General features: G+C 63.1%; 19 protein-coding genes. 9 read left to right on the top strand and 10 right to left on the bottom strand.

Features of this window, described 5'->3' with window-relative positions:
- Positions 1–3: 3 nt before the first annotated feature.
- From AACG97_RS01065 to AACG97_RS01035, 7 genes are all read right to left on the bottom strand, one after another.
- Positions 4–1,605 (bottom strand): EAL domain-containing protein, encoded by a 1,602-nt coding sequence (locus AACG97_RS01065; RefSeq protein WP_054911445.1) that lies wholly within the window; start codon positions 1,603–1,605, stop codon positions 4–6.
- Positions 1,606–1,741: 136 nt separating this feature from the next.
- Positions 1,742–2,530 (bottom strand): N-acetylmuramoyl-L-alanine amidase, encoded by a 789-nt coding sequence (locus AACG97_RS01060; RefSeq protein ID WP_029886308.1) that lies wholly within the window; start codon positions 2,528–2,530, stop codon positions 1,742–1,744.
- A gap of 80 nt (positions 2,531–2,610) precedes the next feature.
- Positions 2,611–4,548 (bottom strand): GGDEF domain-containing protein, encoded by a 1,938-nt coding sequence (locus AACG97_RS01055; RefSeq protein ID WP_197885805.1) that lies wholly within the window; start codon positions 4,546–4,548, stop codon positions 2,611–2,613.
- A gap of 97 nt (positions 4,549–4,645) precedes the next feature.
- Entirely contained in the window at positions 4,646–5,500 is an 855-nt protein-coding gene (locus AACG97_RS01050; protein WP_054904504.1) for an endonuclease/exonuclease/phosphatase family protein, read from the bottom strand.
- A gap of 12 nt (positions 5,501–5,512) precedes the next feature.
- Positions 5,513–6,148 carry a thiol:disulfide interchange protein DsbA gene (gene dsbA / locus AACG97_RS01045; RefSeq protein WP_009683584.1) on the bottom strand — a complete coding sequence of 212 codons (636 nt, stop codon included), beginning with the start codon at positions 6,146–6,148 and terminating at the stop codon, positions 5,513–5,515.
- A gap of 204 nt (positions 6,149–6,352) precedes the next feature.
- Entirely contained in the window at positions 6,353–6,970 is a 618-nt protein-coding gene (locus AACG97_RS01040) for a c-type cytochrome (protein ID WP_009683585.1), read from the bottom strand.
- A gap of 31 nt (positions 6,971–7,001) precedes the next feature.
- Complete coding sequence (locus AACG97_RS01035) at positions 7,002–7,304, bottom strand: c-type cytochrome (RefSeq protein WP_029886304.1); 303 nt, start codon at positions 7,302–7,304, stop codon at positions 7,002–7,004.
- Between the two features lie 193 nt (positions 7,305–7,497).
- Between AACG97_RS01035 and yihA the strand changes: the two genes are divergently transcribed.
- The gene (gene yihA, locus AACG97_RS01030; protein ID WP_009683587.1) at positions 7,498–8,130 is read left to right on the top strand and encodes a ribosome biogenesis GTP-binding protein YihA/YsxC; all 633 of its coding nucleotides are present in this window, start codon (positions 7,498–7,500) and stop codon (positions 8,128–8,130) included.
- Between the two features lie 335 nt (positions 8,131–8,465).
- Here the strand turns inward: yihA and polA are convergent, their stop codons facing one another.
- Positions 8,466–11,213: a DNA polymerase I gene (gene polA, locus AACG97_RS01025; RefSeq protein ID WP_054911448.1), complete on the bottom strand. Its 2,748-nt coding sequence runs from the start codon at positions 11,211–11,213 to the stop codon at positions 8,466–8,468.
- Between the two features lie 75 nt (positions 11,214–11,288).
- On the opposite strand from polA, the gene AACG97_RS01020 reads away from it, so the two are divergent.
- Positions 11,289–11,576, top strand: a complete 288-nt coding sequence (locus AACG97_RS01020; RefSeq protein WP_009683589.1) for a DUF2782 domain-containing protein — start codon at positions 11,289–11,291, stop codon at positions 11,574–11,576.
- Between the two features lie 69 nt (positions 11,577–11,645).
- Complete coding sequence (locus AACG97_RS01015) at positions 11,646–12,596, top strand: homoserine kinase (protein WP_009683590.1); 951 nt, start codon at positions 11,646–11,648, stop codon at positions 12,594–12,596.
- Between the two features lie 65 nt (positions 12,597–12,661).
- Here the strand turns inward: AACG97_RS01015 and AACG97_RS01010 are convergent, their stop codons facing one another.
- A complete protein-coding gene (locus AACG97_RS01010; RefSeq protein ID WP_115293207.1) occupies positions 12,662–13,618 on the bottom strand; it encodes a zinc ABC transporter substrate-binding protein in 957 nt (318 codons plus the stop codon).
- Between the two features lie 18 nt (positions 13,619–13,636).
- Here AACG97_RS01010 and zur point away from each other — a divergent pair, with 18 nt between their 5' ends.
- The 4 genes from zur to AACG97_RS00990 all read left to right on the top strand — a co-directional run bounded on the left by zur (position 13,637) and on the right by AACG97_RS00990 (position 16,501).
- Positions 13,637–14,122, top strand: a complete 486-nt coding sequence (zur, locus tag AACG97_RS01005) for a zinc uptake transcriptional repressor Zur (RefSeq protein WP_115293206.1) — start codon at positions 13,637–13,639, stop codon at positions 14,120–14,122.
- Positions 14,119–14,892, top strand: a complete 774-nt coding sequence (gene znuC / locus AACG97_RS01000; RefSeq protein ID WP_197885803.1) for a zinc ABC transporter ATP-binding protein ZnuC — start codon at positions 14,119–14,121, stop codon at positions 14,890–14,892. The genes zur and znuC overlap by 4 nt, the downstream gene beginning before the upstream one ends.
- A complete protein-coding gene (znuB, locus tag AACG97_RS00995) occupies positions 14,885–15,667 on the top strand; it encodes a zinc ABC transporter permease subunit ZnuB (RefSeq protein WP_009683594.1) in 783 nt (260 codons plus the stop codon). Before znuC ends, znuB begins: the two co-directional genes overlap by 8 nt.
- Before the next feature lie 126 nt (positions 15,668–15,793).
- Complete coding sequence (locus AACG97_RS00990; protein WP_115293205.1) at positions 15,794–16,501, top strand: PA5502 family lipoprotein; 708 nt, start codon at positions 15,794–15,796, stop codon at positions 16,499–16,501.
- Between the two features lie 163 nt (positions 16,502–16,664).
- Here AACG97_RS00990 and katE read toward each other — a convergent pair whose 3' ends face one another.
- The gene (gene katE, locus AACG97_RS00985) at positions 16,665–18,977 is read right to left on the bottom strand and encodes a catalase HPII (protein ID WP_225786166.1); all 2,313 of its coding nucleotides are present in this window, start codon (positions 18,975–18,977) and stop codon (positions 16,665–16,667) included.
- A 49-nt stretch (positions 18,978–19,026) separates the two neighbouring features.
- Here katE and AACG97_RS00980 point away from each other — a divergent pair, with 49 nt between their 5' ends.
- Both AACG97_RS00980 and AACG97_RS00975 read left to right on the top strand, forming a co-directional pair.
- On the top strand, positions 19,027–20,034 hold the full coding sequence (locus tag AACG97_RS00980; RefSeq protein WP_054911451.1) for a methionine ABC transporter ATP-binding protein: 1,008 nt from the start codon (positions 19,027–19,029) through the stop codon (positions 20,032–20,034).
- Complete coding sequence (locus AACG97_RS00975) at positions 20,034–20,705, top strand: methionine ABC transporter permease (RefSeq protein ID WP_009683598.1); 672 nt, start codon at positions 20,034–20,036, stop codon at positions 20,703–20,705. Before AACG97_RS00980 ends, AACG97_RS00975 begins: the two co-directional genes overlap by 1 nt.
- The last annotated feature ends 54 nt before the right edge of the window (positions 20,706–20,759 follow it).

The raw sequence follows: 20,759 nt of genomic DNA, 5'->3' as shown, positions 1-20,759 counted from the left end.
ACCCTACGCGGGTCGTCGCGGCTGATGCCCGCGTGTGACCATCTGGGCAAACTGCCTGGCCGTCAACGGCCGGGCAAATAGCCAGCCCTGGCCGTAGTTGACCCCTTCACCGCTCAACAGCGCCGCTTGGTCCTCACTCTCGATACCTTCGGCAATCACCCGCAGGTGGAGGTCGTGGGCCATGCGAATGATGTGTGGGGCAACGCCACTGCTGGCGGCATCATGGCCAAGAGCGTCTATGAACGCCTTGTCGATCTTCAGGCAGTCCACCGGCAACGTCTGCAGGTAAGCCAGGCTGCAATAGCCAGTACCAAAATCGTCGATCAGCACCTGATGCCCTGCGGCGCGCAGTGCCTGCAGATTTTCGCGGGCCACTACCACGTCGATCAAACCTCGCTCGGTCACCTCGAAGGCAATCTGGCTGGGCGCCACCCGGTGCAATGCCAGCAAGCGCGCCGATACTCGGCCGATGCGCGGCTCCATCACATCGCAAGCCGCCAGGTTGATCGAGATATAAAGGTTGGGGTGCGAACGCAGCAACGGCCCAAGTTGTTCAAGCACACGTTGCAGCACGAAGTCCGTGATCTGGCGGATCTGCCCGGTGTCTTCCGCCAGCGGTATGAACAGGTCGGGGCTGGTCAAGGTACCGTCCGGGCGGCGCCAGCGCACCAGCGCCTCGGCGCCCACGCAACGCCGGCTGCCAAGCTCGATGATCGGTTGGTAGAGCACCTGCAGCTCGCCACGGCGCAGCGCACCCTGCAGCTCTGAGCTCATCGAGCGCCGCTGCAAGATCAGCTGCAACACCAGCCAGCCGATGAAGCAGGCGGCCAATACGCTGCCCGGGAACAACAGCCAGAGCATGCCGTTCATGCGCAGGGGCAAGCTGACACGCGGGGCGATCAGCACCAGTTGGTAGTCAGGCGACTTGGTTGGCATGCGGTAGATCAGGCGGTCACTGAGTTCGAGCAGCGACTTGTGGCTATTCGACCAGGCCGAGGGCGGCGGCCATACCGGTGGCGGGCCCAGCACCGGAATGGCGCGGGCACCGTTGTCGAGTACTACCACCAGGCTGCCACCCGGTGGCAGGTCGACCACATCGGTCAGGTGCCCACGTGAGGTCGAGACCAGGAACCTGCCCCGGCCGAGCATCAGCGCGGCAAGGTTCTCGTTTGGCTCGGTGGTGGTGTTGAGCCAGTAGCTGTAGACCGGCCCCTTGATGTCCGGCGGCCGCAAGGGCACGAACGCGCGCTCGTTACCCCGGTTCGAGCAGGCGACATTGCCGTCCACGTAGGCCGCTTCGTAAATGAAGCGCGAACTCAAGCCCACCTGCTGCAAGGCCGCCAACATGGCCGGGCTGCATCCACGCAGCGGCTGTGCCTGCAACAGGTCGACGCCCTCGCGCAGCTGGCCGAACACCTGCTCCAGGCGCTCGAGAAAACGCTCGCCCTGGGCATTCATCTGCTCGGTTTCGCTCTGTTTCAGCTGCTGCAGGGCGATGCCGATGCTGGCAGAAAGCAACAGGGCGGCGCTGGCCAGTGCTGCCAGCGTGGCGAGCATCCAGGGACGGTAGAAAATTTGACGCAGCAAGCCAATGGCAGACGACATGGACGGCATCCAGTTGATAACTAAGGTATAGCAACTGAATCAATAATCACCTGCGCCGTTTAGCGCTTCGCTTGCCCATGCCAGGCCCCGGCCAGCACGGCCAACGCCCCTGTCACCGCGCGCGGCCTGGTGACAGTCAACGGGTCCGGTTCAGCACCTGCAGCATGGCCGCCGTCTGCGCATCGGGCATGCCGTCGAAACGTTGCGGGCGGAAGCGCATCTGGAAGGCAGCGATGACATGCCGGGTGGCTACATCGAGCACGCCTGTTTGCTCGATCTGATAACCAAACCGCGCCAGCTCCTGCTGATACCAGCCAACGCTGGGCGGGTTGACGTTGAAGTACGCTTGTTGCTGCGCCACGGCGTTGGCATCTGGCCAGACCCCCAACCCAGCATCGGCCAGGCGTTTCCACGGGAACAAAGGGCCCGGGTCAAGCTTGCGCAATGGGGCGATATCGCTGTGGCCAATGATATGCCGGGGCTCGATATTGTTACGTTTGACGATGTCCTTGAGCAACGCGATCAGCGCCTGGATCTGCGCCTCGCTGTAGGGGTACCAGACCCGCCCGTTGGGTGTATCGGCAAAGCCTGGGTTGACGATTTCGATGCCGATGGACGACGAATTCAGCCATGTGCGCCCCTGCCACTGGCTGTCACCGGCATGCCAGGCGCGACGGCTCTCGTCCACCAACTGGTACACCGTCGCCGGGCCATCACCAATCAGGTAATGGCTACTGACCTCACCGTGGGTGAGCAATGCCAGCGAGCGTTCCAGCGAGGCATTGGTGTAATGCAAAACAACGAACTGGATACGGTTGTCCTGGTTCGCCGAAGGGTGGCTGCGGTCGATGCGCAGGCCCGTGGAGCAACCGGCGACGGTGAACAGCAGAAAGGTGATCAGGGTTTTTTTCAGCGTGGAAAGCACGTCGGAGGCCTCGGCGTAAGAGCGCTACAGTATAACGTGCTCGCCAGCAGCAATGTTTGCCGCGAGTCAGCGGCTGCCCATCAGTTTTGTTCCACGCGATTGCGCCCGAGTTCCTTGGCCCGGTACAACGCGGTGTCGGCGCGCTTGAGCACCTGGTCTGCGCGCTCGCCAGCGCGGAACGCCGCCAACCCGATGGAGGTGGTGATCACCACCCGTTCACCCTTGAAGTGGAACGGGCAGGCTTCGATGGTCGCCCGCAGCAGTTCAGCGGCTTGCGCAGCCGCCGGCGGGGCCGTCTGCGGCAGCAACAGGACAAACTCTTCGCCACCGAACCGGGCTATGAAGTCACGGCCGCGCAAGCACTTGCGCAACTGGTCGGCAACGATCTTCAGCACTTTGTCCCCGGCCAGGTGCCCATAGCTGTCATTGATGCGCTTGAAATGGTCAAGGTCGAGGATCGCCATTGCCAGATGGCCGCCCTGGGCCTGCCATTCGAGCATTTCCCGTTCCACCCGCTCGCTCCAGGCCGCCCGGTTGGGCAGACCGGTGAGCGGGTCGAGCAGCGCCTTTTGCCGCTGCTCTTCCAGGTGTTCACGGTAACCGAGTGCCTCGTGCTCCATGCTTGCCACACGCTCCGACAACCCCTGCAGGCGGTTGGCCAGTTCCTGCTCGCGGCGATCACGCTCGTGCTTGTGCTCGTCCATGGTCACCAACAAGCCTTCCAGGCGGTTCTCCAGGATGTGCTTGAGGCTGTCGACATCGGCGGCACCTTGCACGCTGCTCTGCAACCCGTCTACGTGCTCGCGCAACTGGGTGTCCAGCGCGCGGGCGGCACTGCTGTTGTCGGCATGGCCGGCGCTGGCTTCATGCAGATGGCTCTGGAACCCTTCCAGGCGCTCGTTGAGCTGCTGCAAGTAGGTTTCAAATTCATGCTGCCCACTGTCGGTGATCGCCAGCATCAGCACTGCAAGGTCGTCCAGTACCGGGATCAGCTCATACCAGTTCAGGCCGCGGGCCACCCGCGCACGCATTTCCAAAGCCTGGGCCTTGTGCCGCTCGGGCAGGCTGAGGTCGTCGAGCAGGCCAAGCAAGGTTTGCTCGATGTGTGCAGCGACCTGACTGTAGGGCGGTTCCACCGCATCGGGGAGGGCATAAGGGCCGTCTTCGCCGAACGTTGGTTCAAGCTCCGCTAAGGGTGCAGGCGCCGGCAGCGGCTGGCTGACCCCGTGTTCGGCGGCCGGCCCTTCACCTGGCTGCGGCACTGGCGATGCGGGTACTTCGGCCGCTTCGATCAGCGCCGGGCCAGCTGCATCTGGCGCTGGCTCGGGCGCTGCGGGCAGCTCGGCGGCCGGTGCAGCAGGTGCTGGCAACGGTTGCAACGCATCGATATCAACATGCGGGCCGGCGTCGGGGCTGGGTGGCGCTGCGTGCGGTGGAGCCTGGGCACCCGGCACCGCTTCGGGCACAAGCGCCGGCTCCCCTTGGGCATCGTCATCGCGGCTGCCGAACAACCGCTGCAGAAAACCAGGGCGGGTTTCTTCACCCGGCTTGCCCAGGGCGGCCAGCGCACGCCCCTGCAAACCGCTCAGCTCACCCAGCAATGGCGGCAGGTCGCGTGACTGGGTAACGCCCCCATCGAGCTTCTTCGCCAGCTTTTTCAGCGGCCGGGCAATATCACCAGGCAGCGGCAGGTTCTGTAATTGGCCCACCAGTGCAGCCAGAGCATCGCCTACCTGGTTCATGCGGTTTTCGCGGCGCTGTTCAGAATCCAGCACCGCCTTCTCCAGGCGCGGAATCAGCCCGGCAAGGCCAGCATCCATGTTGTCGCTGCGAATGACCTCGCGCATCTCTTTCATGCACGCGTCGACCACCTTGTCACTGCCTTCGGCAGCCAGGGTACTGCGCACCAGGCCACGGCGCAGCAAGTCGAGACGGGCGTCCCAACGACGTTCGAGCTTTTCTTGCTGCTCGATGGCTTTGAGGTATTTTTCTTTCCAGCGCTCGGCTTCTTCGGTCATGCCTGGATCCGCGACGGGTGATACATCTGGGGCTGTCTGATTACACGCTGTCGGCGCGCACGCCCAACACTTGAGGGCGTGCGACGCCTTGGCTGATTCAGCTCAAGGCCGGCAGCGTATCCACAGTCAATGCATCAGGCAATCGGATCTCTACCGCCACCGGAAGGTGGTCGGAAATAGGCTGGGCCAACACCTCGACACGCTCCAGTGTAAGGCTGGAACTGAGCAGAATGTGGTCCAGGCAACGCTGGGGTCGCCAACTGGGGAAGGTAGCTTCGACCTGCGGGGCCACCAGGCCCAGGTCACGCAGGGGCGAGTGCTCGAGCAGGTCGGTGGCGTGGGTGTTCATGTCGCCCATCAGCACCTGGTGGCGGTAGCCGCCAATCAGCTCGCGGATATAGCCCAACTGCAGGGCGCGGGTCTTGGCGCCGAGGGCCAGGTGCATCATCACCACGATCAGCGCATCCTCGCCTTCGCCGAACCGCACCAGAATTGCCCCGCGCCCGGCGGGGCCCGGTAACGGGTGGTCTTCGAGCAATTGCGGCTTCAGGCGGCTGAGCACGCCGTTGCTGTGCTGGGCAAAACGCCCAAGGTTGCGGTTGAGCTGTTGGTACCAGTAGGGGAAGGCACCCAGCTGCGCCAGATGCTCGACCTGGTTCACGAACCCGGAACGCAGGCTGCCACCATCGGCCTCCTGCAGGGCCACCAGGTCGAAGTCGCTCAACAGCTTGCCGATCTTCTGCAAGTTGCCGGCACGCCCGTTATGCGGCAGCAGGTGCTGCCAGCTACGGGTCAGGTAATGCCGATAACGCTCGGTGCTGATGCCGACCTGAATGTTGAAGCTGAGCAGCCGCAGGCGACCATCGTCCGGCAGGCCGGGTGCCTGCAGGTGATGCTCGTTGACCTGCGGCTGGTGCAGGCCAATGCCACGCGTAGCTCTGAAGCGGGGCATGGGATACGCCGCTTACTTAGCGGCGCGCTCCTTGGCGATCAGTTGGTCGGCGACATTCAGCACGCCTTCGGGCCCACCTGCGGTACCCAGGTCGAAGCGGTACTTGCCGTCGACGACCATGCTCGGTACGCCAGTGATTTCGTACTTCTTGGCCAGTTCCTTGGCCTGGTTGATCTGGCCCTTGATGGCAAACGAGTTGAAGGTGGCGAGGAACTTGTCCTTGTCCACGCCCTGTGTGGCGAGGAAGTCGGCCATTTCTTGCGGGTCAGTCAGGCGCTTGCGCTGGTTCTGGATAGCATCGAACACCGCCGCGTGCACCTTCTGCTCAACGCCCATGGCTTCGAGGGTCAGGAACATCTGGCCGTGGGCATCCCATGGGCCACCGAACATGGCCGGTACGCGCTTGAAGTGGACATCCTTGGGCAGTTTTTCGACCCAGGGGTTGAGCGTCGGCTCGAAATGGTAGCAGTGAGGGCAGCCGTACCAGAACAGCTCAACCACTTCGATCTTGCCAGGCACGGAAACCGGAACAGGGTTGCTCAGCTCGATATATTCCTTGCCGGCAGTGGCAGGCTCTGCGGCCTGCACCGCTGTCATACCGAATACGCTGGCGGCGACCAGCGCAGCGCTGAGAATCAGTTTACGCATGCTTTACTCCTGAGCAATCATGGGTCGCCACTACGCGACCTGCCTTGAGACAGGCCGGGAAGGGCTTGAGTTCTGTAGTGTACCGGCTACGCACTGAAAAAAGGGTAGCCCAGCCACCCTTTCATCATTGGCCTGCAACATTAACTGAAAGTTAATGCGAAGCCCCTGAAGGCACGTGCAGCACCTGCAGGACTGCGCCGCCAGTCAGTGCAGGCCCTGGATATAGCTGGCCAATGCCTCGATATCGTGGTTGCTCAGCTTGCCGGCAATGGTGCGCATGGTCATGGCATCGCCGTCGTTGGTGCGGTTGCCTTCACGGAAGTCGGTCAACTGCTTGGTCACATACTGGGCATGCTGCCCACTCAAGTGCGGGAAACCGGCCAGGGCGATACCCGCGCCATTGGGCGAGTGGCAGCCGGTGCAGGCGGGCATGCCTTTTTCCAGGTCGCCGCCGTTGAACAGCGCGCGGCCGCGCTCGACCAGTTTGGGGTCGGCAGCCCCCACGCTGCCTTTCTGGCTGGCGAAGTAGGCGGCGATATCGGCCAGGTCCTGGTCATTGAAAGCAGCCAGCATGCCGGTCATTTCCAGCACGGTACGTTTGCCCGACTTGATGTCGTGCAGTTGTTTTTCCAGGTAGCGCTGGCCCTGGCCAGCCAGTTTCGGGAAGTTGGGTGCCAGGCTGTTGCCGTCGGGGTTGTGGCAGGCGCCACAGACGGCCGTCTTGGCCTGGCCGGCAGCGGCATCGCCTTTGATAGGTTGCGCAGCAGTGGCCGCACCTGCGACACCCAGGGTCAACAGCAGACTCACGACTAGTTTGTTCATCAGCTAATCCAACACGGCTAAGGGTGAAATGTTATGTATCGGGACTGCCACTCATCCAAAGGATGACCAAACGGTAGTCCTCGGCACTGCAGTCCATGCACAATCCACGCGGCGGCATAGCCTTGAAACCCTGGGTCACATGCCGGACGAGTACATCCATACCTTGCGCCAGCCTTGGCTCCCAGGCTGCCCGGTCACCCTGCCTGGGTGCCTGGGGCAATTGCCCGGTGTGGCAAGCCGCACACGTGCGGTTGTACAACACCTCGGCATCCTGTGTAGCCTGTGCGCTGAAATACGGCAGGAACATACCGACAGCTAGCAGCCATTTCGCCAGGCGAAACGACCTGACAGGGTTGGGGGACGCGCTGCGTTCTGATGCGCAAGCTATAGTTCGGCACCCCATGCCCGTTCCCCTTCGCTGGGAGAATGGGCACACAAAAACTGGGGCATTATATACTTCTGTCAGCCAAACGGAAACGACACCGCTTGCCGGCCTAGGCTTTGGCAACACCCACATCGGATATCCCATGCAAGTCAAGAACCCCATCCTCGGCCTCTGCCAGAAAGCCAAATTCGCCCTCAGCGCAGCCAAGGTCGAACAATGCCCGGACGATCAGGGCTACGAGGTGGCCTTTGCGGGCCGTTCCAACGCCGGCAAATCCAGCGCCCTCAACACCCTGACTCACGCCAGCCTGGCGCGCACCTCGAAAACCCCCGGGCGCACCCAGCTGTTGAATTTCTTCAGTCTGGACGATGAACGGCGTTTGGTCGACCTGCCAGGTTACGGTTATGCCAAGGTGCCGATTCCGCTCAAGCAGCACTGGCAGAAGCACCTGGAAGCTTATTTGGGCAGCCGTGAGTGCCTGCGCGGCATCATCCTGATGATGGACGTGCGCCACCCCATGACCGATTTCGACAAGATGATGCTCGACTGGGCCAAGGCCAGCGGCATGCCGATGCACATCCTGCTGACCAAGGCCGACAAGCTGACCCACGGCGCGGGCAAGAACACCTTGTTGAAGGTGCAATCGGAAATTCGCAAGGGCTGGGGCGACGGTGTCACCATCCAGCTGTTCTCGGCGCCCAAGCGCCTGGGCGTGGAAGAGGCCTATCGGGTGCTGGCGGGCTGGATGGAGCTGGAAGACAAGCCAGTGGCCTGAGGCCTGCAGCGCGGAGCATGGCCTGGGCTTCGCCCAGGCTCAGGCCAAATTGCGGGCAAAAAAAACCCCGGACTTCGTATGGGGAGGGGGAAGTTCGGGGTCCAAGTCCGGACCGCTAGGGCGGGGTCCAGATATCTGCCAACACTTAACACAACATAGGAGCATCGAAAGGCTTCACCAGCCATTCAGTTACTCTGAGTTCCGCTTCACTGGTTTAGTTCCGAAGCCCTGAAAACTATTTGCGATAGTTTCATGAAAGCCCAGCCCCGCGCGCGCCAGCGCTGCCAGGATCCGCGTCACCACGTCGCAGATCCTACACAGCTTTTCCGGCTCAATCAGTGAGCTTCGTCCCAGTTCGCACCAATTCCTGCTTCGACCAGCAACGGCACATCCAGCTGCGCTGCCTTACTCATGTGCTGGCGAATTTCATCTTTGACCTGTTCAACCAGGTCCTCGCGCACCTCAAGCACCAGTTCGTCGTGAACCTGCAGGATCACCCGCGCGTCCAGGCCGCTCTCGCTCAGCCAGTTATCCACGTTGACCATGGCGCGCTTGATGATGTCGGCGGCGGTACCCTGCATGGGGGCGTTGATGGCGGTACGCTCTGCCCCTTTGCGCAGGGCCGGGTTCTTGGCGTTGATGTCTGGCAGGTAGAGGCGGCGGCCAAACAGGGTTTCGACGAAACCTTGCTCGGCAGCCTGGGTACGGGTGCGCTCCATGTAGGCCAGCACCCCGGGGTAGCGGGCGAAGTAGCGGTCGATATAGTCCTGCGACTGCTTGCGGTCGACGCCGATCTGCTTGGCCAGGCCAAATGCGCTCATGCCGTAGATCAGGCCGAAGTTGATGGCTTTGGCTTTGCGACGCTGATCGACGGTGACGTTTTCCAGGGCTACACCAAAGACCTCCGCCGCCGTGGCACGGTGCACGTCCAGGTCATTGCGGAAGGCGTGCAGCAAGCCTTCATCCTTGGCCAGGTGGGCCATGATGCGCAACTCGATCTGTGAGTAGTCGGCCGCCAGCAGCTTGTAGCCTGGGCTGGCGATGAACGCCTGGCGGATTCGGCGGCCCTCGGCGGTACGGATCGGGATGTTCTGCAGGTTCGGGTCGCTGGACGACAGCCGGCCAGTCGCCGCCACCGCTTGCTGGTAAGAGGTGTGAATACGCCCGGTACGCGGGTTGATCTGCCCCGGCAGCTTGTCGGTGTAAGTGCTCTTGAGCTTGCTCAGGCTGCGGTACTGCATCAGTACTTCAGGCAGTGGGTAACCCAGCTCCGCCAGCTCGTCGAGCACCGCTTCGGCGGTAGACGGCTGGCCTTTGGCGGTCTTGCTCAGCACCGGCATGCCCAGCTTGTCGTACAGGATCGCCCCCAGTTGCTTGGGCGAGCCCAGGTTGAACTCCTCGCCCGCCAGCTCGTAGGCGCGCCGTTCCAGTTCGGCCATTTTCTCACCCAGCTCACCGCTCTGGACGTGCAGCAGGGCTGCATCGACCAGTGCGCCCTGGCGTTCGATCTTGGCCAGTACCGGCACCAGCGGCATCTCGATGTCCATCAGCACCGGCTGCAGGCTTGGGGTCTGGGCCAGGCGGGCCTGCAACGCATGGTGCAGGCGCAGGGTGATGTCGGCGTCTTCGGCAGCGTAGGGGCCCGCCTTGTCCAGGTCGATCTGGTTGAACGTAAGCTGCTTGGCGCCCTTGCCGGCGATATCCTCGAAGGCGATGGTAGTGTGGTCCAGGTACCTTTGCGCCAGGCTGTCCATGTCATGCCGGGTGGCCGTGGAGTTCAGCACGTAGGACTCGAGCATGGTGTCATAGGCAACACCACGCATGGCGATGGCGGGCGAGCCGTTGGCGAGGATGTTGATATCGTATTTGGCATTCTGCCCGACCTTGGCCTTGGCCGGGTCTTCCAGCAGGGGCTTCAAGGCCAGCAGCACGGCGTCGCGGTCCAGCTGGGCCGGCGCGCCCTCGTAGTCGTGGGCCAGCGGAACGTAGGCCGCTTCATGGGGCGCCACCGCGAACGACAAGCCGACCAATTGGGCCTTCTGGGCGTCCAGGCCGGTGGTTTCGGTGTCGAACGCGAACAGCGGCGCCTGGCGCAGCTTCTCCAGCCAGGCATCGAAGCGTGCCTGGTCGAGGATGGTTTCGTACTTCGGCTCGACCTTGGCCACCGGCTCCGCGACCGGCGCAACGTCATCACCCACCCTGGCAGCCTCCCGCTGCACGTCGGCAACCCAGCTCTTGAACTCCATCTCGGTGTACAGCGCCAGCAGCGCATCGCGGTCAGGCTCGCCGCATACCAGCGCCTCGACCTCGACATCCAGCGGCACGTCGACCTTGATGGTAGCCAGCTCATACGACAGGAAGGCCGCGTCGCGGTGCTCTTCCAGCTTGGCCGGCAGGGTCTTGGCACCGCGAATGGCCAGTGCCGGCACCTTGTCGAGGTTGGCGTAAAGGTCGCTGAGGCCGCCACCAATACCGGTCAGCAGGCCCACGGCGGTTTTCTCGCCCACACCGGGCACACCGGGGATGTTGTCGACCTTGTCGCCCATCAGGGCCAGGAAGTCGATGATGTGCTCCGGGCCGACGCCAAACTTCTCATGCACGCCCGCCACGTCCAGCACGCTACCGGTCATGGTGTTGACCAAGGTAATGTGGCCATCCACCAGCTGCGCCATGTCCTTATCACCGGTCGAGATGATGACCGGGCGGCCCAACGCGGCGCTGCTGCGGGCCAGGGTGCCGATCACGTCGTCGGCCTCGACCCCTTCCACGCACAGCAGCGGGTAGCCAAGGGCCTTGACGCTGGCGTGCAGCGGCTCGATCTGCACCCGCAGGTCGTCGGGCATGCTCGGCCGGTTGGCCTTGTATTCGGCGAACATGGCGTCACGGAACGTGCCACCCTTGGCGTCGAACACCACGGCAAAGAGGCTGTCGGGGTATTGCTTGCGCAGGCTCTTGAGCATGTTCAGCACACCCTTCACCGCACCGGTCGGCATGCCCTTGGACGTGGTCAGCGGCGGCAGCGCGTGAAAGGCGCGGTACAGGTAGGAGGAACCGTCCACCAGGACGAGGGGCGCTTGGCTCATGAGCAGAATCAACCTTTTCGACGGGTCCGGCGCTAGAATAGCCAGAATCATTGACGACAAAGGGACTAGGTTATCATGCGTACACTCAATCGCCTGTTACTGCTCGGCCTGTTGGCAACCACGCCGGTCGTCACCCTGGCGGCGGAAGACGCCCCCTCGGCCGATCCCGAGGTGACCATTCGCACGGAAGGCGACAAGACCATCCAGGAATACCGGCAGAACGGCTTCCTGTATGCGATCAAGATCACACCGAAAAACGGCAAGCCTTATTTCCTGGTACGCGCCGATGGCACCGACGCCAATTTCATTCGATCCGACCAGCCGGACATGCTGATTCCGTCCTGGAAGATCTTCGAGTGGTAATCTGACGCGCACCGTTCACATCAACCCGGCACTTCCCGGCGGAAGTGCCCGTATGGGCAATTTTTCATCATGTCAGTCTTCACCCCCGTGACCCGGCCTGAGCTGGAAACCTTTCTGGCACCGTACGCGCTGGGCCGCCTGCTCGACTTCCAGGGCATAGCCGCCGGCACCGAGAACAGCAATTTCTTCGTCAGCCTCGAACAGGGGGAGTTCGTGCTGACGTTGATCGAACGCGGGCCCAGCGAGGACATGCCGTTCTTCATCGAGCTGCTCGACACCCTGCACGCAGCCGACATGCCGGTGCCCTATGCCGTTCGTGACCGCGACGGCAACGGCCTGCGCGAGCTGTGCGGCAAGCCGGCGCTGCTGCAGCCAAGGCTGTCAGGCAAGCACATCAAGGCGCCCAACGCGCAGCACTGCGCCCAGGTGGGTGAGCTGCTGGCGCATATACACCTGGCCACCCGCGGCCGCATCATCGAGCGCCGCACCGACCGTGGCCTGGACTGGATGCTGGCTTCAGGCGCCGAGCTGCTGCCACGCCTGACTGCCGAGCAAGCCGCGCTGCTGCAACCGGCCCTGAACGAAATCAACGCGCACAAGGCGCAGATCCTGGCGCTGCCGCGGGCCAACCTGCATGCCGACCTGTTCCGCGACAACGTGATGTTCGAGGGCACCCACCTGACTGGCGTGATCGACTTCTACAACGCCTGCTCCGGGCCGATGCTGTATGACATCGCCATCACCGTGAACGATTGGTGCCTGGATGAGCAGGGCGCAATCGACATGCCGCGTGCCCAGGCGCTGCTGGCGGCCTATGCCGCACTGCGGCCGTTCACCGCTGCCGAGGCCGAGCTGTGGCCTGAGATGTTGCGGGTAGGCTGCGTGCGCTTCTGGCTGTCGCGGCTGATTGCGGCAGAATCGTTTGCCGGGATGGATGTGATGATCCATGACCCGAGCGAGTTCGAAGTGCGTTTGGCACAGCGCCAGCAGGTGGCTTTGCACCTGCCATTTGCCCTCTAGCCCTTTTCAGCCTCTTCGCGGGCACCTGTGGGAGCGGGCGTGCCCGCGGAGAGGCCGGAACAGGCTTACAACTGCTCCAGGCACCCAGCCAAGTCGGCACCCAGCTTCTCCAGCAAGCGCTCATAGCCCTTGCCATCCACCGGGTCAGTACCACCCAGTGCATCCAGCTCGGCCAGACGCACCGGCAGCCCAGCAGTCAGGGTCTCGGCCAGGCGCGGGCGCAGTGGCGGCTCGCTGAACACGCAGGTCTTGCCCACTTCCTGCAGGCGCTTGCGCATGGCGGCCACATGCTGAGCCCCCGGCTGCACCTCGGACGCCACGCTGAACACGCCAGTGTGCTTCAGGCCATATTCCGCCTCGAAGTAGTCGAACGCCTCGTGGAACACGAAGTACGGCTTGCCAGCGATACCCGCCACCCGCGCTTTGATTCGCTCATCCAGCGCATCCATACGGTCTGAAAAGATCTTCAGGTTGTGCTGGTAGCGCGCCGAGTTGGTGGGATCGGCCTGGGCCAGGTCCGCAGCCATTTTCCCCGCGATTACCCGCGCGTTGACCGACGATAGCCACAGGTGCGCATCCAGGCTACCTGGGCGGTGGTCATGGTCATGCTCATCGTGGTCCGCTTCCTCATGGGAATGGCTGTCTTCGCCAAAGTGGCGCAGCTTCATGCCTGGCAGCGACTGCACGGCCACGGTTGCCTTGCTGCGACTGCCCAATACGCGTGGCAGGAAGCTCTCCATGTCCGGGCCGATCCAGTACAGCAGGTCGGCATCGCCCACCCGCCGTACGTCGGATGGGCGCAGGGCATAGTGGTGCGGCGAAGCACCTGGCGGCAGCAATACCTCAGGGCTGCCAACACCCTCCTGCACGGCAGCGGCAATCTGTTGCAGCGGCTTGATGCTGGTCAGCACACGGACATCGGCCTGGGCCGAACAGGCGATGAATGCGACAAAAAGGACTAGAAATCGGGACACGGTGAATACTCGAGTCGTGAGAAACGGGTAACATAATAACGTCTCCATACAGAATCGTCGCTGCCCATGTCCTTCACGCCGCTGGCCAACCGTCCCCATGATCACTCCCATTGCGTGCATAGCGCACTGGCTGAAGCTGATGCCTTGTGCACCCGCCAGGGCCTGCGCCTGACCGCGCTGCGCCGCCGGGTGCTGGAGCTGGTATGGCAAAGCCACAAGCCGCTGGGTGCCTACGATATCCTTGCCGTGCTCAGCGAGCAGGACGGCCGCCGCGCTGCACCGCCCACGGTGTACCGCGCACTGGACTTCCTGCTGGAAAACGGCTTGGTGCACCGCATTGCCTCGCTCAACGCGTTCATCGGCTGCAGCCACCCAGAGCACGTGCACCAGGGCCAGTTCCTGATCTGCCGTGCGTGCCACGTCGCCATCGAGCTGGAGCAACACAGCATCAGCGAGGCCATCATCGACAGCGCCAAGGGCGTGAGCTTCACGGTCGAGACCCAAACCGTGGAAGTGGTCGGCCTGTGCGGCAATTGCCGGAGCGCGGCATGAGCGATGCCCTGATCCGCCTGGAACAGGTGGGCGTCAGCTATGGCGGCGAGGCGGTGCTCGACAGCATCGACCTGTCGGTGGCGCCGCGCCAGATCGTCACCCTGATAGGCCCCAATGGCGCGGGCAAGACCACCTTGGTGCGCGCCGTGCTCGGGCTGCTCAAGCCGCACCGCGGCACGGTATGGCGCAAGCCCAGGCTGCGTATCGGCTACATGCCGCAAAAAATCCAGGTCGATGCCACCCTGCCGCTTTCCGTGCTGCGTTTCCTGCGCCTGGTGCCGGGGGTAGACCGGGCAGCAGCCGTATCGGCCATGCAGGAAGTGGGCGCCGAACAGGTTATCGACAGCCCGATTCAGACCATCTCCGGTGGCGAGATGCAGCGTGTCCTGCTGGCGCGTGCCTTGTTGCGTGCGCCGCAGTTGCTGGTACTCGACGAGCCGGTGCAAGGGGTGGATGTGGTCGGCCAGACCGAGCTGTACAACCTCATCACCCGGCTGCGCGACCGCCATGGTTGCGGCGTGTTGATGGTGTCGCACGACCTGCACCTGGTCATGAGCGCCACCGACCAGGTGGTGTGCCTGAACCGCCATGTCTGCTGCTCGGGTCACCCGGAACAGGTCAGCAACGACCCAGCCTTTGTCGAACTGTTCGGGCAGAACGCACCTAGCCTGGCTGTTTATCATCACCATCACGACCACAGCCACGACCTACATGGCTCGGTGGTCGCCCCCGGCCCCCACGTTCACGGAGAGCACTGCAAGCATGGCTGATTTTCTTCTTTACGCCTTGCTTGCAGGCCTGTCCCTGGCCGTTGTCGCGGGCCCGCTCGGCTCTTTCGTGGTATGGCGGCGCATGGCGTATTTCGGCGACACCCTGTCCCATGCCGCATTGCTGGGCGTGGCCATGGGTTTCGCCCTGGATGTAAGCCCGGCCCTGGCCGTCACCGTTGGCTGCCTGTTGCTGGCGGTGCTGCTGGTGACCTTGCAGCAACGCCAGCCGCTGGCCTCCGACACCCTGCTCGGCATCCTCGCCCCCAGCACCTTGTCACTGGGCCTGGTGGTGCTCAGCTTCATGCACGATGTGCGTATCGACCTGATGGCCTACCTGTTCGGCGACCTGCTGGCCATCAGCACCACCGACCTGGCCTGGATCCTCGGCGGCAGTGCGCTGGTGCTGCTGTTGCTGGGCGTGCTCTGGCGGCCGCTGTTGGCGGTTACCGTGCATGAGGAACTGGCCATGGTCGAAGGCCTCCCCGTAGCCGGCCTGCGCCTGGCGCTGATGCTGCTGATCGCAGTGGTGATCGCCGTGGCCATGAAGATCGTCGGCGTGCTGCTGATCACCTCGCTGTTGATCATCCCCGCTGCTGCGGCGCAGCGCCACGCCCGCTCGCCCGAGCAGATGGCGCTGGGTGCCAGCCTGCTGGGCATCACCGCGGTCTGCGGTGGCCTGGCCATGTCCTGGTTCAAAGACACCCCCGCCGGGCCGTCGATCGTGGTCTGTGCAGCGGTGCTATTCTTGCTGAGCCTGGCCCTGCCAAAGCGCTGATTACAAGGCGTGCTCAGGCACGCCTTGCAACCTTTTCCCGGGTAAAGGGTCTGTAAGACCTGTTTTCGAGCGTGCGCACCTGGGTGTAGACTTGCTCGCTTTTTGCGCAAATAGAGAATCGCAGGAATGAAGCCGTTCGCCTCCCGTTATCTGCTTGTTGCCGCGTTTTCACTGTTCCTGGCTGCCTGTTCCAGTGCGCCGGTGGAACAGGCCACCGCACCTGCCCAAGCCGATGCCTGGCAGCAGTTGCAACAAAACATCGCCAGCAACGAGCTGGCCACCGCCGAAGACCAGCTGGCTGCCCTGCAGGCCCAGGCGCCCGACGACGCACGCCTGGAGCAATACCAGCGCCAACTGGCCGAAGCCTACCTGCAGCGTAGCCAGATCGTGCTGCAAAAAGGTGACGTGAATGCCGCTGCAACGGCCTTGGCCCGTGCCCGGGCGCTGATGCCGCAAGCCCCTGCGGTGACCGGGGGCGACGCCGTGAGCCAGGCGCGCAAGGCCGAGCTGGCCAAAGCCGAAGCGGCGCTGAAGGCCGCCGAGGCCAAGCCCAAGGCGCTGATCATCGACCCGACCGCACCCAGCACCGTGGTGGCCCTGAAAACTACCGACAGCCGCGCCATGCGCCGCCAACTGGATGACATTGCGGCAGACGTGGTGAGCTATGACTGTGAAGTGGTGTTCCAGGTGCCGCGCACCCACGACGCGCCCTGGCTGAAAACCTTGCTGAAGAAGCGCGTGCGTAAGATCGACAGCGGGTTTGAGCTGAAGCAGAAGCATGAAATTCAGCGCTCGCTGCCGGCGCAGGTGGTTCTGGTGCCGCATCAGCGCTGAAAACGCTGGGGCGCTGGGGCGCTGGGGCTGCTTTGCAGCCCTTCGCGGGCACGCCCGCTCCCACAGGGGATCGCGCATTTCTTGAGTTCAGCGCCAAACGTGTGGGAGCGGGCGTGCCCGCGAAGGGCCGCAAAGCGGCCCCAAATTACTTAATTGCCTGGTATTAGGCCGGCACAGCCTCCGCAGCAGCCTCCCGCTCCCAAACCCGATGCCCTTCTACCGCCTTGACGAAGGCATCCATCACTTTCTGGTCATCCCCCACCAGCAGGCCCTTGTCCTCTTTAAGCCCCAGGCCGCTAACCAGGTCTTTGGTAAGCACCATCGCCTTGAGGTGCTTATAGCCTTCCAGCAGGAAGTGCTTGGCCAAGCCGCTGGCCGCCAGCGCATCGGTAGAGGCCTTGCCCGCCGGCACCACAACCCCGTCGAACATGACCGACGGCATTCCTTCCATCGAGGCATCCACCGGTAGCTGTTTGCCGTCGGCCGCCTTCACCGGCGCCGACGTCGGCCCCAGCAGCATGGGCCGTGCACTGTGGGCCTCCAGCGCTTTCACCAGTTTGTCGACACTGGCCGCGTCCACGCCGTCGGCCACCAGCACTGCAATCTTGCGGCCTTTGATGCCTACCGAACCAGGGTGGTTCATTTGGCTCAACGCCTTGGACTGCGCCAACTTGCTGCCTTTCACCTGGACCGTACCCTGCTTGGGTGCGGGCAGCCCCAGGTTCGCCGCGACAGCCGCCGCGAGTTTCAGGTCGATATTGGCAAGAATCTCATTCACTTGCCGCTGGCGAATGCTTTCACGCTCCACCTTGCCCAGCTCGAAGCTGTAGGCCTTGATGATGTGCTGTTGCTCGGTAGGGCTCATGCTCTGGAAGAACAGCCGCGCCTGCGAGAAGTGGTCGCCAAACGAATCGCTGCGCTGGCGGATCTTGTGCGCATCGATGCGCTCCTGGTAGCTCTCGAAGCCGCCATCCTGCGCGGCTGGTGGGGTTTCCTTCGGCCAGCCGCCATCAATGGAGTTGGGCTCATACGAAGCACGGCCCTTGTCGATGGTCATGCGGTGCATGGCGTCGCGCTGGCCACTGTGATTGGGCGCCACCGGCCGGTTGATCGGGATTTCATGGAAATTCGGCCCACCCAGGCGGCTGATCTGCGTATCGGTGTAAGAGAACAGCCGGCCCTGCAGCAGCGGATCGTTGGTGAAGTCGATACCGGGCACGATATGCCCCGGGCAGAACGCCACCTGCTCGGTTTCGGCGAAGAAGTTGTCCGGGTTGCGGTTGAGCACCATCTTGCCCAGCAGCGTCACGGGCACCAACTCTTCAGGGATGAGCTTGGTAGGGTCGAGCAGGTCGAAGTCGAACTTGTGCTCGTCTGCCTCGGGTACGATCTGCACGCCCAATTCCCACTCTGGGTAGTCACCGGTCTCGATGGCTTCCCACAGATCGCGGCGGTGGTAGTCGGTGTCTTTGCCGGCCAGTTTCTGCGCTTCGTCCCACAGCACCGAATGCACGCCCTGGCGCGGTTTCCAGTGGAACTTGACGAAGCTGGCCACGCCTTCGGCGTTGATCAGGCGGAAGGTGTGTACACCAAAGCCTTCCACCATGCGCAGGCTACGGGGAATGGCGCGGTCGGACATCGCCCAGATCACCATGTGCGCCGATTCGGGCACCAGCGAAACGAAATCCCAGAACGTGTCATGGGCCGAGCCACCGGTCGGCATTTCGTTGTGCGGCTCAGGCTTCACGGCATGCACGAAATCCGGGAACTTGATCGCGTCCTGGATGAAGAAAACCGGCATGTTGTTGCCAACCAGGTCGAAATTGCCTTCATCGGTGTAGAACTTCACGGCAAAGCCGCGCACATCACGCACCGTGTCACCCGAGCCGCGTGGCCCCTGTACAGTGGAAAAGCGCACGAACACCGGGGTGATCTTTTCCGGGTCTTGCAGGAAACCCGCCTTGGTCAGTTCGGCATGGCAGCCATAGCTCTGAAAATACCCGTGCGCCCCGGTACCGCGGGCGTGCACGATACGCTCCGGGATACGCTCATGGTCGAAATGGGTGATCTTCTCGCGCATGATGAAGTCTTCAAGCAGCGAAGGCCCGCGCGCACCCGCCTTCAGGCTGTTCTGGTTATCGGCGATCTTCACCCCTTGGTTGGTGCGCAACGCCTGGCCGGTAGCATCGCTACGGAACGGCTCCAGGCTCTGCAGCTTGGCATTGGTGTTGGCCCGGTCGGGGGTCTGGGTGCCGGCGGCCTCACTGTGCTTGGGCGCGTCCGTTTTCTTGCTGGGCATGGGTCGGCTCTCCTCGTCAGTCTTCAGGCATGCCCGTTCGGGCTTGTTCTGGTAGTGACTGGAGGGGAGCGGCGAGCGTTCAATCAGGTTTACCGATTGTCGCCATATACCCGAAGGATTGGTGCCTGACGAAATAAATGCTAAGAACAGCCAGGGGAAAAGGCTAAAATGCGCCACCCCAGCTAACCGCTGACCCAAATTCCATGCGCCCCACAAGGTTCGCTACGTGATCGAGTTCCAACAGGTACACAAGACCTACCGCGTTGCCGGTAGGGAAATCCCCGCATTGAATCCGACCAGCCTGACCATCGAAGATGGCCAGGTGTTCGGCCTTATCGGCCACTCCGGCGCCGGCAAGAGCACCATGCTGCGTTTGATCAACCGCCTTGAAGAGCCTTCCGGCGGCAAGATCATCGTCGATGGCGAAGACGTTACCGCGTTCAACGCCAGCCAGCTGCGCGGCTTCCGCCAGCAGGTCGGGATGATTTTCCAGCACTTCAACCTGCTGGCTTCCAAAACCGTCGCCGACAACGTGGCACTGCCACTGACCCTGGCCGGCGAGCTGTCGCGCAGCGAAATCGACAAGCGCGTCACCGAACTGCTGGCCCGCGTCGGGCTCTCGGACCACGCCAAAAAGTACCCGGCGCAGTTATCGGGCGGCCAGAAGCAACGCGTCGGTATCGCCCGCGCCCTGTCTACCAACCCCAAGATCCTGCTGTGCGACGAGGCCACCAGCGCCCTCGACCCGCAAACCACGGCTTCGGTCCTGCAATTGCTCGCCGAAATCAACCGTGAGCTGAAGCTGACCATCGTGCTGATTACCCACGAAATGGACGTGATCCGCCGGGTCTGCGACCGCGTGGCGGTGATGGATGCAGGCCAGATCGTCGAGCAGGGCTCGGTGGCCGAGGTATTCCTGCACCCGCAGCACGCCACTACCAAGCGCTTCGTCCAGGAGGACGAGCAGGTCGACGAAGGCGAGCAACGCGACGATTTCGCCCACGTCCCGGGCCGCATCGTGCGCCTGACCTTCCAGGGCGATGCCACCTACGCACCGCTGCTGGGCACCGTGGCCCGTGAAACCGGTGTGGACTACAGCATCCTTGCCGGGCGTATCGACCGCATCAAGGATATCCCCTATGGCCAGCTCACCCTCGCCCTGATCGGCGGTGACATGGAAGCGGCGTTCGCCCACTTCAAGGCAGCTGACGTACATATGGAGGTACTGCGTTGATGGACGCCCTGAATTTCTTTGCCAACGTCGACTGGGCCGAAATCTGGCTGGCCACCGTCGATACCATGATCATGCTGTTCGGCTCGCTGTTCTTCACCGTGCTGCTCGGCTTGCCCTTGGGCGTGCTGCTGTTCCTCTGCGGCCCGAAGCAGATGTTCGAACAGAAGGGCGTGTATGCGCTGCTGTCGCTGGTGGTGAACATTCTGCGCTCGCTGCCGTTCATCATCCTGCTGATCGTGATGATCCCGATCACGGTGCTGATCACCGGCACCTCGCTGGGTGTCGCCGGCGCCATTCCACCGTTGGTGGTGGGTGCCACGCCGTTCTTCGCGCGGCTGGTGGAAACTGCCCTGCGGGAAGTGGACCGCGGCATCATCGAGGCGACCCAGTCGATGGGCGCCACCACCCGCCAGATCATCACCAGCGCGCTGCTGCCTGAGGCCCGTCCGGGTATCTTCGCGGCCATCACCGTCACCGCCATCACCCTGGTTTCGTACACCGCCATGGCCGGTGTAGTCGGTGCCGGTGGCCTCGGCGACCTGGCGATCCGCTTCGGTTACCAGCGTTTCCAGACCGACGTGATGGTGGTCACCGTGGTACTGCTGCTGGTACTGGTGCAAGTGCTGCAAAGCGTGGGCGACAAACTGGTCGTACATTTTTCCCGTAAGTAACCCCAATGGGGTCGGCCTGGCCGACCCGTTCGGGGGCCGTCGCGGCCCTCACAA

It is taken from the genome of Pseudomonas sp. Nvir (assembly GCF_963778085.1).
Taxonomy (GTDB): Bacteria; Pseudomonadota; Gammaproteobacteria; order Pseudomonadales; family Pseudomonadaceae; genus Aquipseudomonas; species Aquipseudomonas juntendi.
This window is presented reverse-complemented; position numbering and strand designations above follow the sequence as displayed.

Excerpts from the sequence above, each read along its gene's own strand:
- AACG97_RS01020 (WP_009683589.1), top strand. The coding sequence starts at position 11,289 with ATGCGTACACTCAATCGCCTGTTACTGCTCGGCCTGTTGGCAACCACG.
- znuC (WP_197885803.1), top strand. The coding sequence starts at position 14,119 with ATGAGCGATGCCCTGATCCGCCTGGAACAGGTGGGCGTCAGCTATGGC.
- zur (WP_115293206.1), top strand. The coding sequence starts at position 13,637 with ATGTCCTTCACGCCGCTGGCCAACCGTCCCCATGATCACTCCCATTGC.
- AACG97_RS01040 (WP_009683585.1), bottom strand. The coding sequence starts at position 6,970 with ATGAACAAACTAGTCGTGAGTCTGCTGTTGACCCTGGGTGTCGCAGGT.
- yihA (WP_009683587.1), top strand. The coding sequence starts at position 7,498 with ATGCAAGTCAAGAACCCCATCCTCGGCCTCTGCCAGAAAGCCAAATTC.
- AACG97_RS01055 (WP_197885805.1), bottom strand. The coding sequence starts at position 4,548 with ATGACCGAAGAAGCCGAGCGCTGGAAAGAAAAATACCTCAAAGCCATC.
- AACG97_RS01065 (WP_054911445.1), bottom strand. The coding sequence starts at position 1,605 with ATGTCGTCTGCCATTGGCTTGCTGCGTCAAATTTTCTACCGTCCCTGG.
- dsbA (WP_009683584.1), bottom strand. The coding sequence starts at position 6,148 with ATGCGTAAACTGATTCTCAGCGCTGCGCTGGTCGCCGCCAGCGTATTC.
- AACG97_RS00990 (WP_115293205.1), top strand. The coding sequence starts at position 15,794 with ATGAAGCCGTTCGCCTCCCGTTATCTGCTTGTTGCCGCGTTTTCACTG.
- AACG97_RS01050 (WP_054904504.1), bottom strand. The coding sequence starts at position 5,500 with ATGCCCCGCTTCAGAGCTACGCGTGGCATTGGCCTGCACCAGCCGCAG.
- polA (WP_054911448.1), bottom strand. The coding sequence starts at position 11,213 with ATGAGCCAAGCGCCCCTCGTCCTGGTGGACGGTTCCTCCTACCTGTAC.
- AACG97_RS00975 (WP_009683598.1), top strand. The coding sequence starts at position 20,034 with ATGGACGCCCTGAATTTCTTTGCCAACGTCGACTGGGCCGAAATCTGG.
- AACG97_RS01015 (WP_009683590.1), top strand. The coding sequence starts at position 11,646 with ATGTCAGTCTTCACCCCCGTGACCCGGCCTGAGCTGGAAACCTTTCTG.
- AACG97_RS01010 (WP_115293207.1), bottom strand. The coding sequence starts at position 13,618 with ATGGAGACGTTATTATGTTACCCGTTTCTCACGACTCGAGTATTCACC.
- znuB (WP_009683594.1), top strand. The coding sequence starts at position 14,885 with ATGGCTGATTTTCTTCTTTACGCCTTGCTTGCAGGCCTGTCCCTGGCC.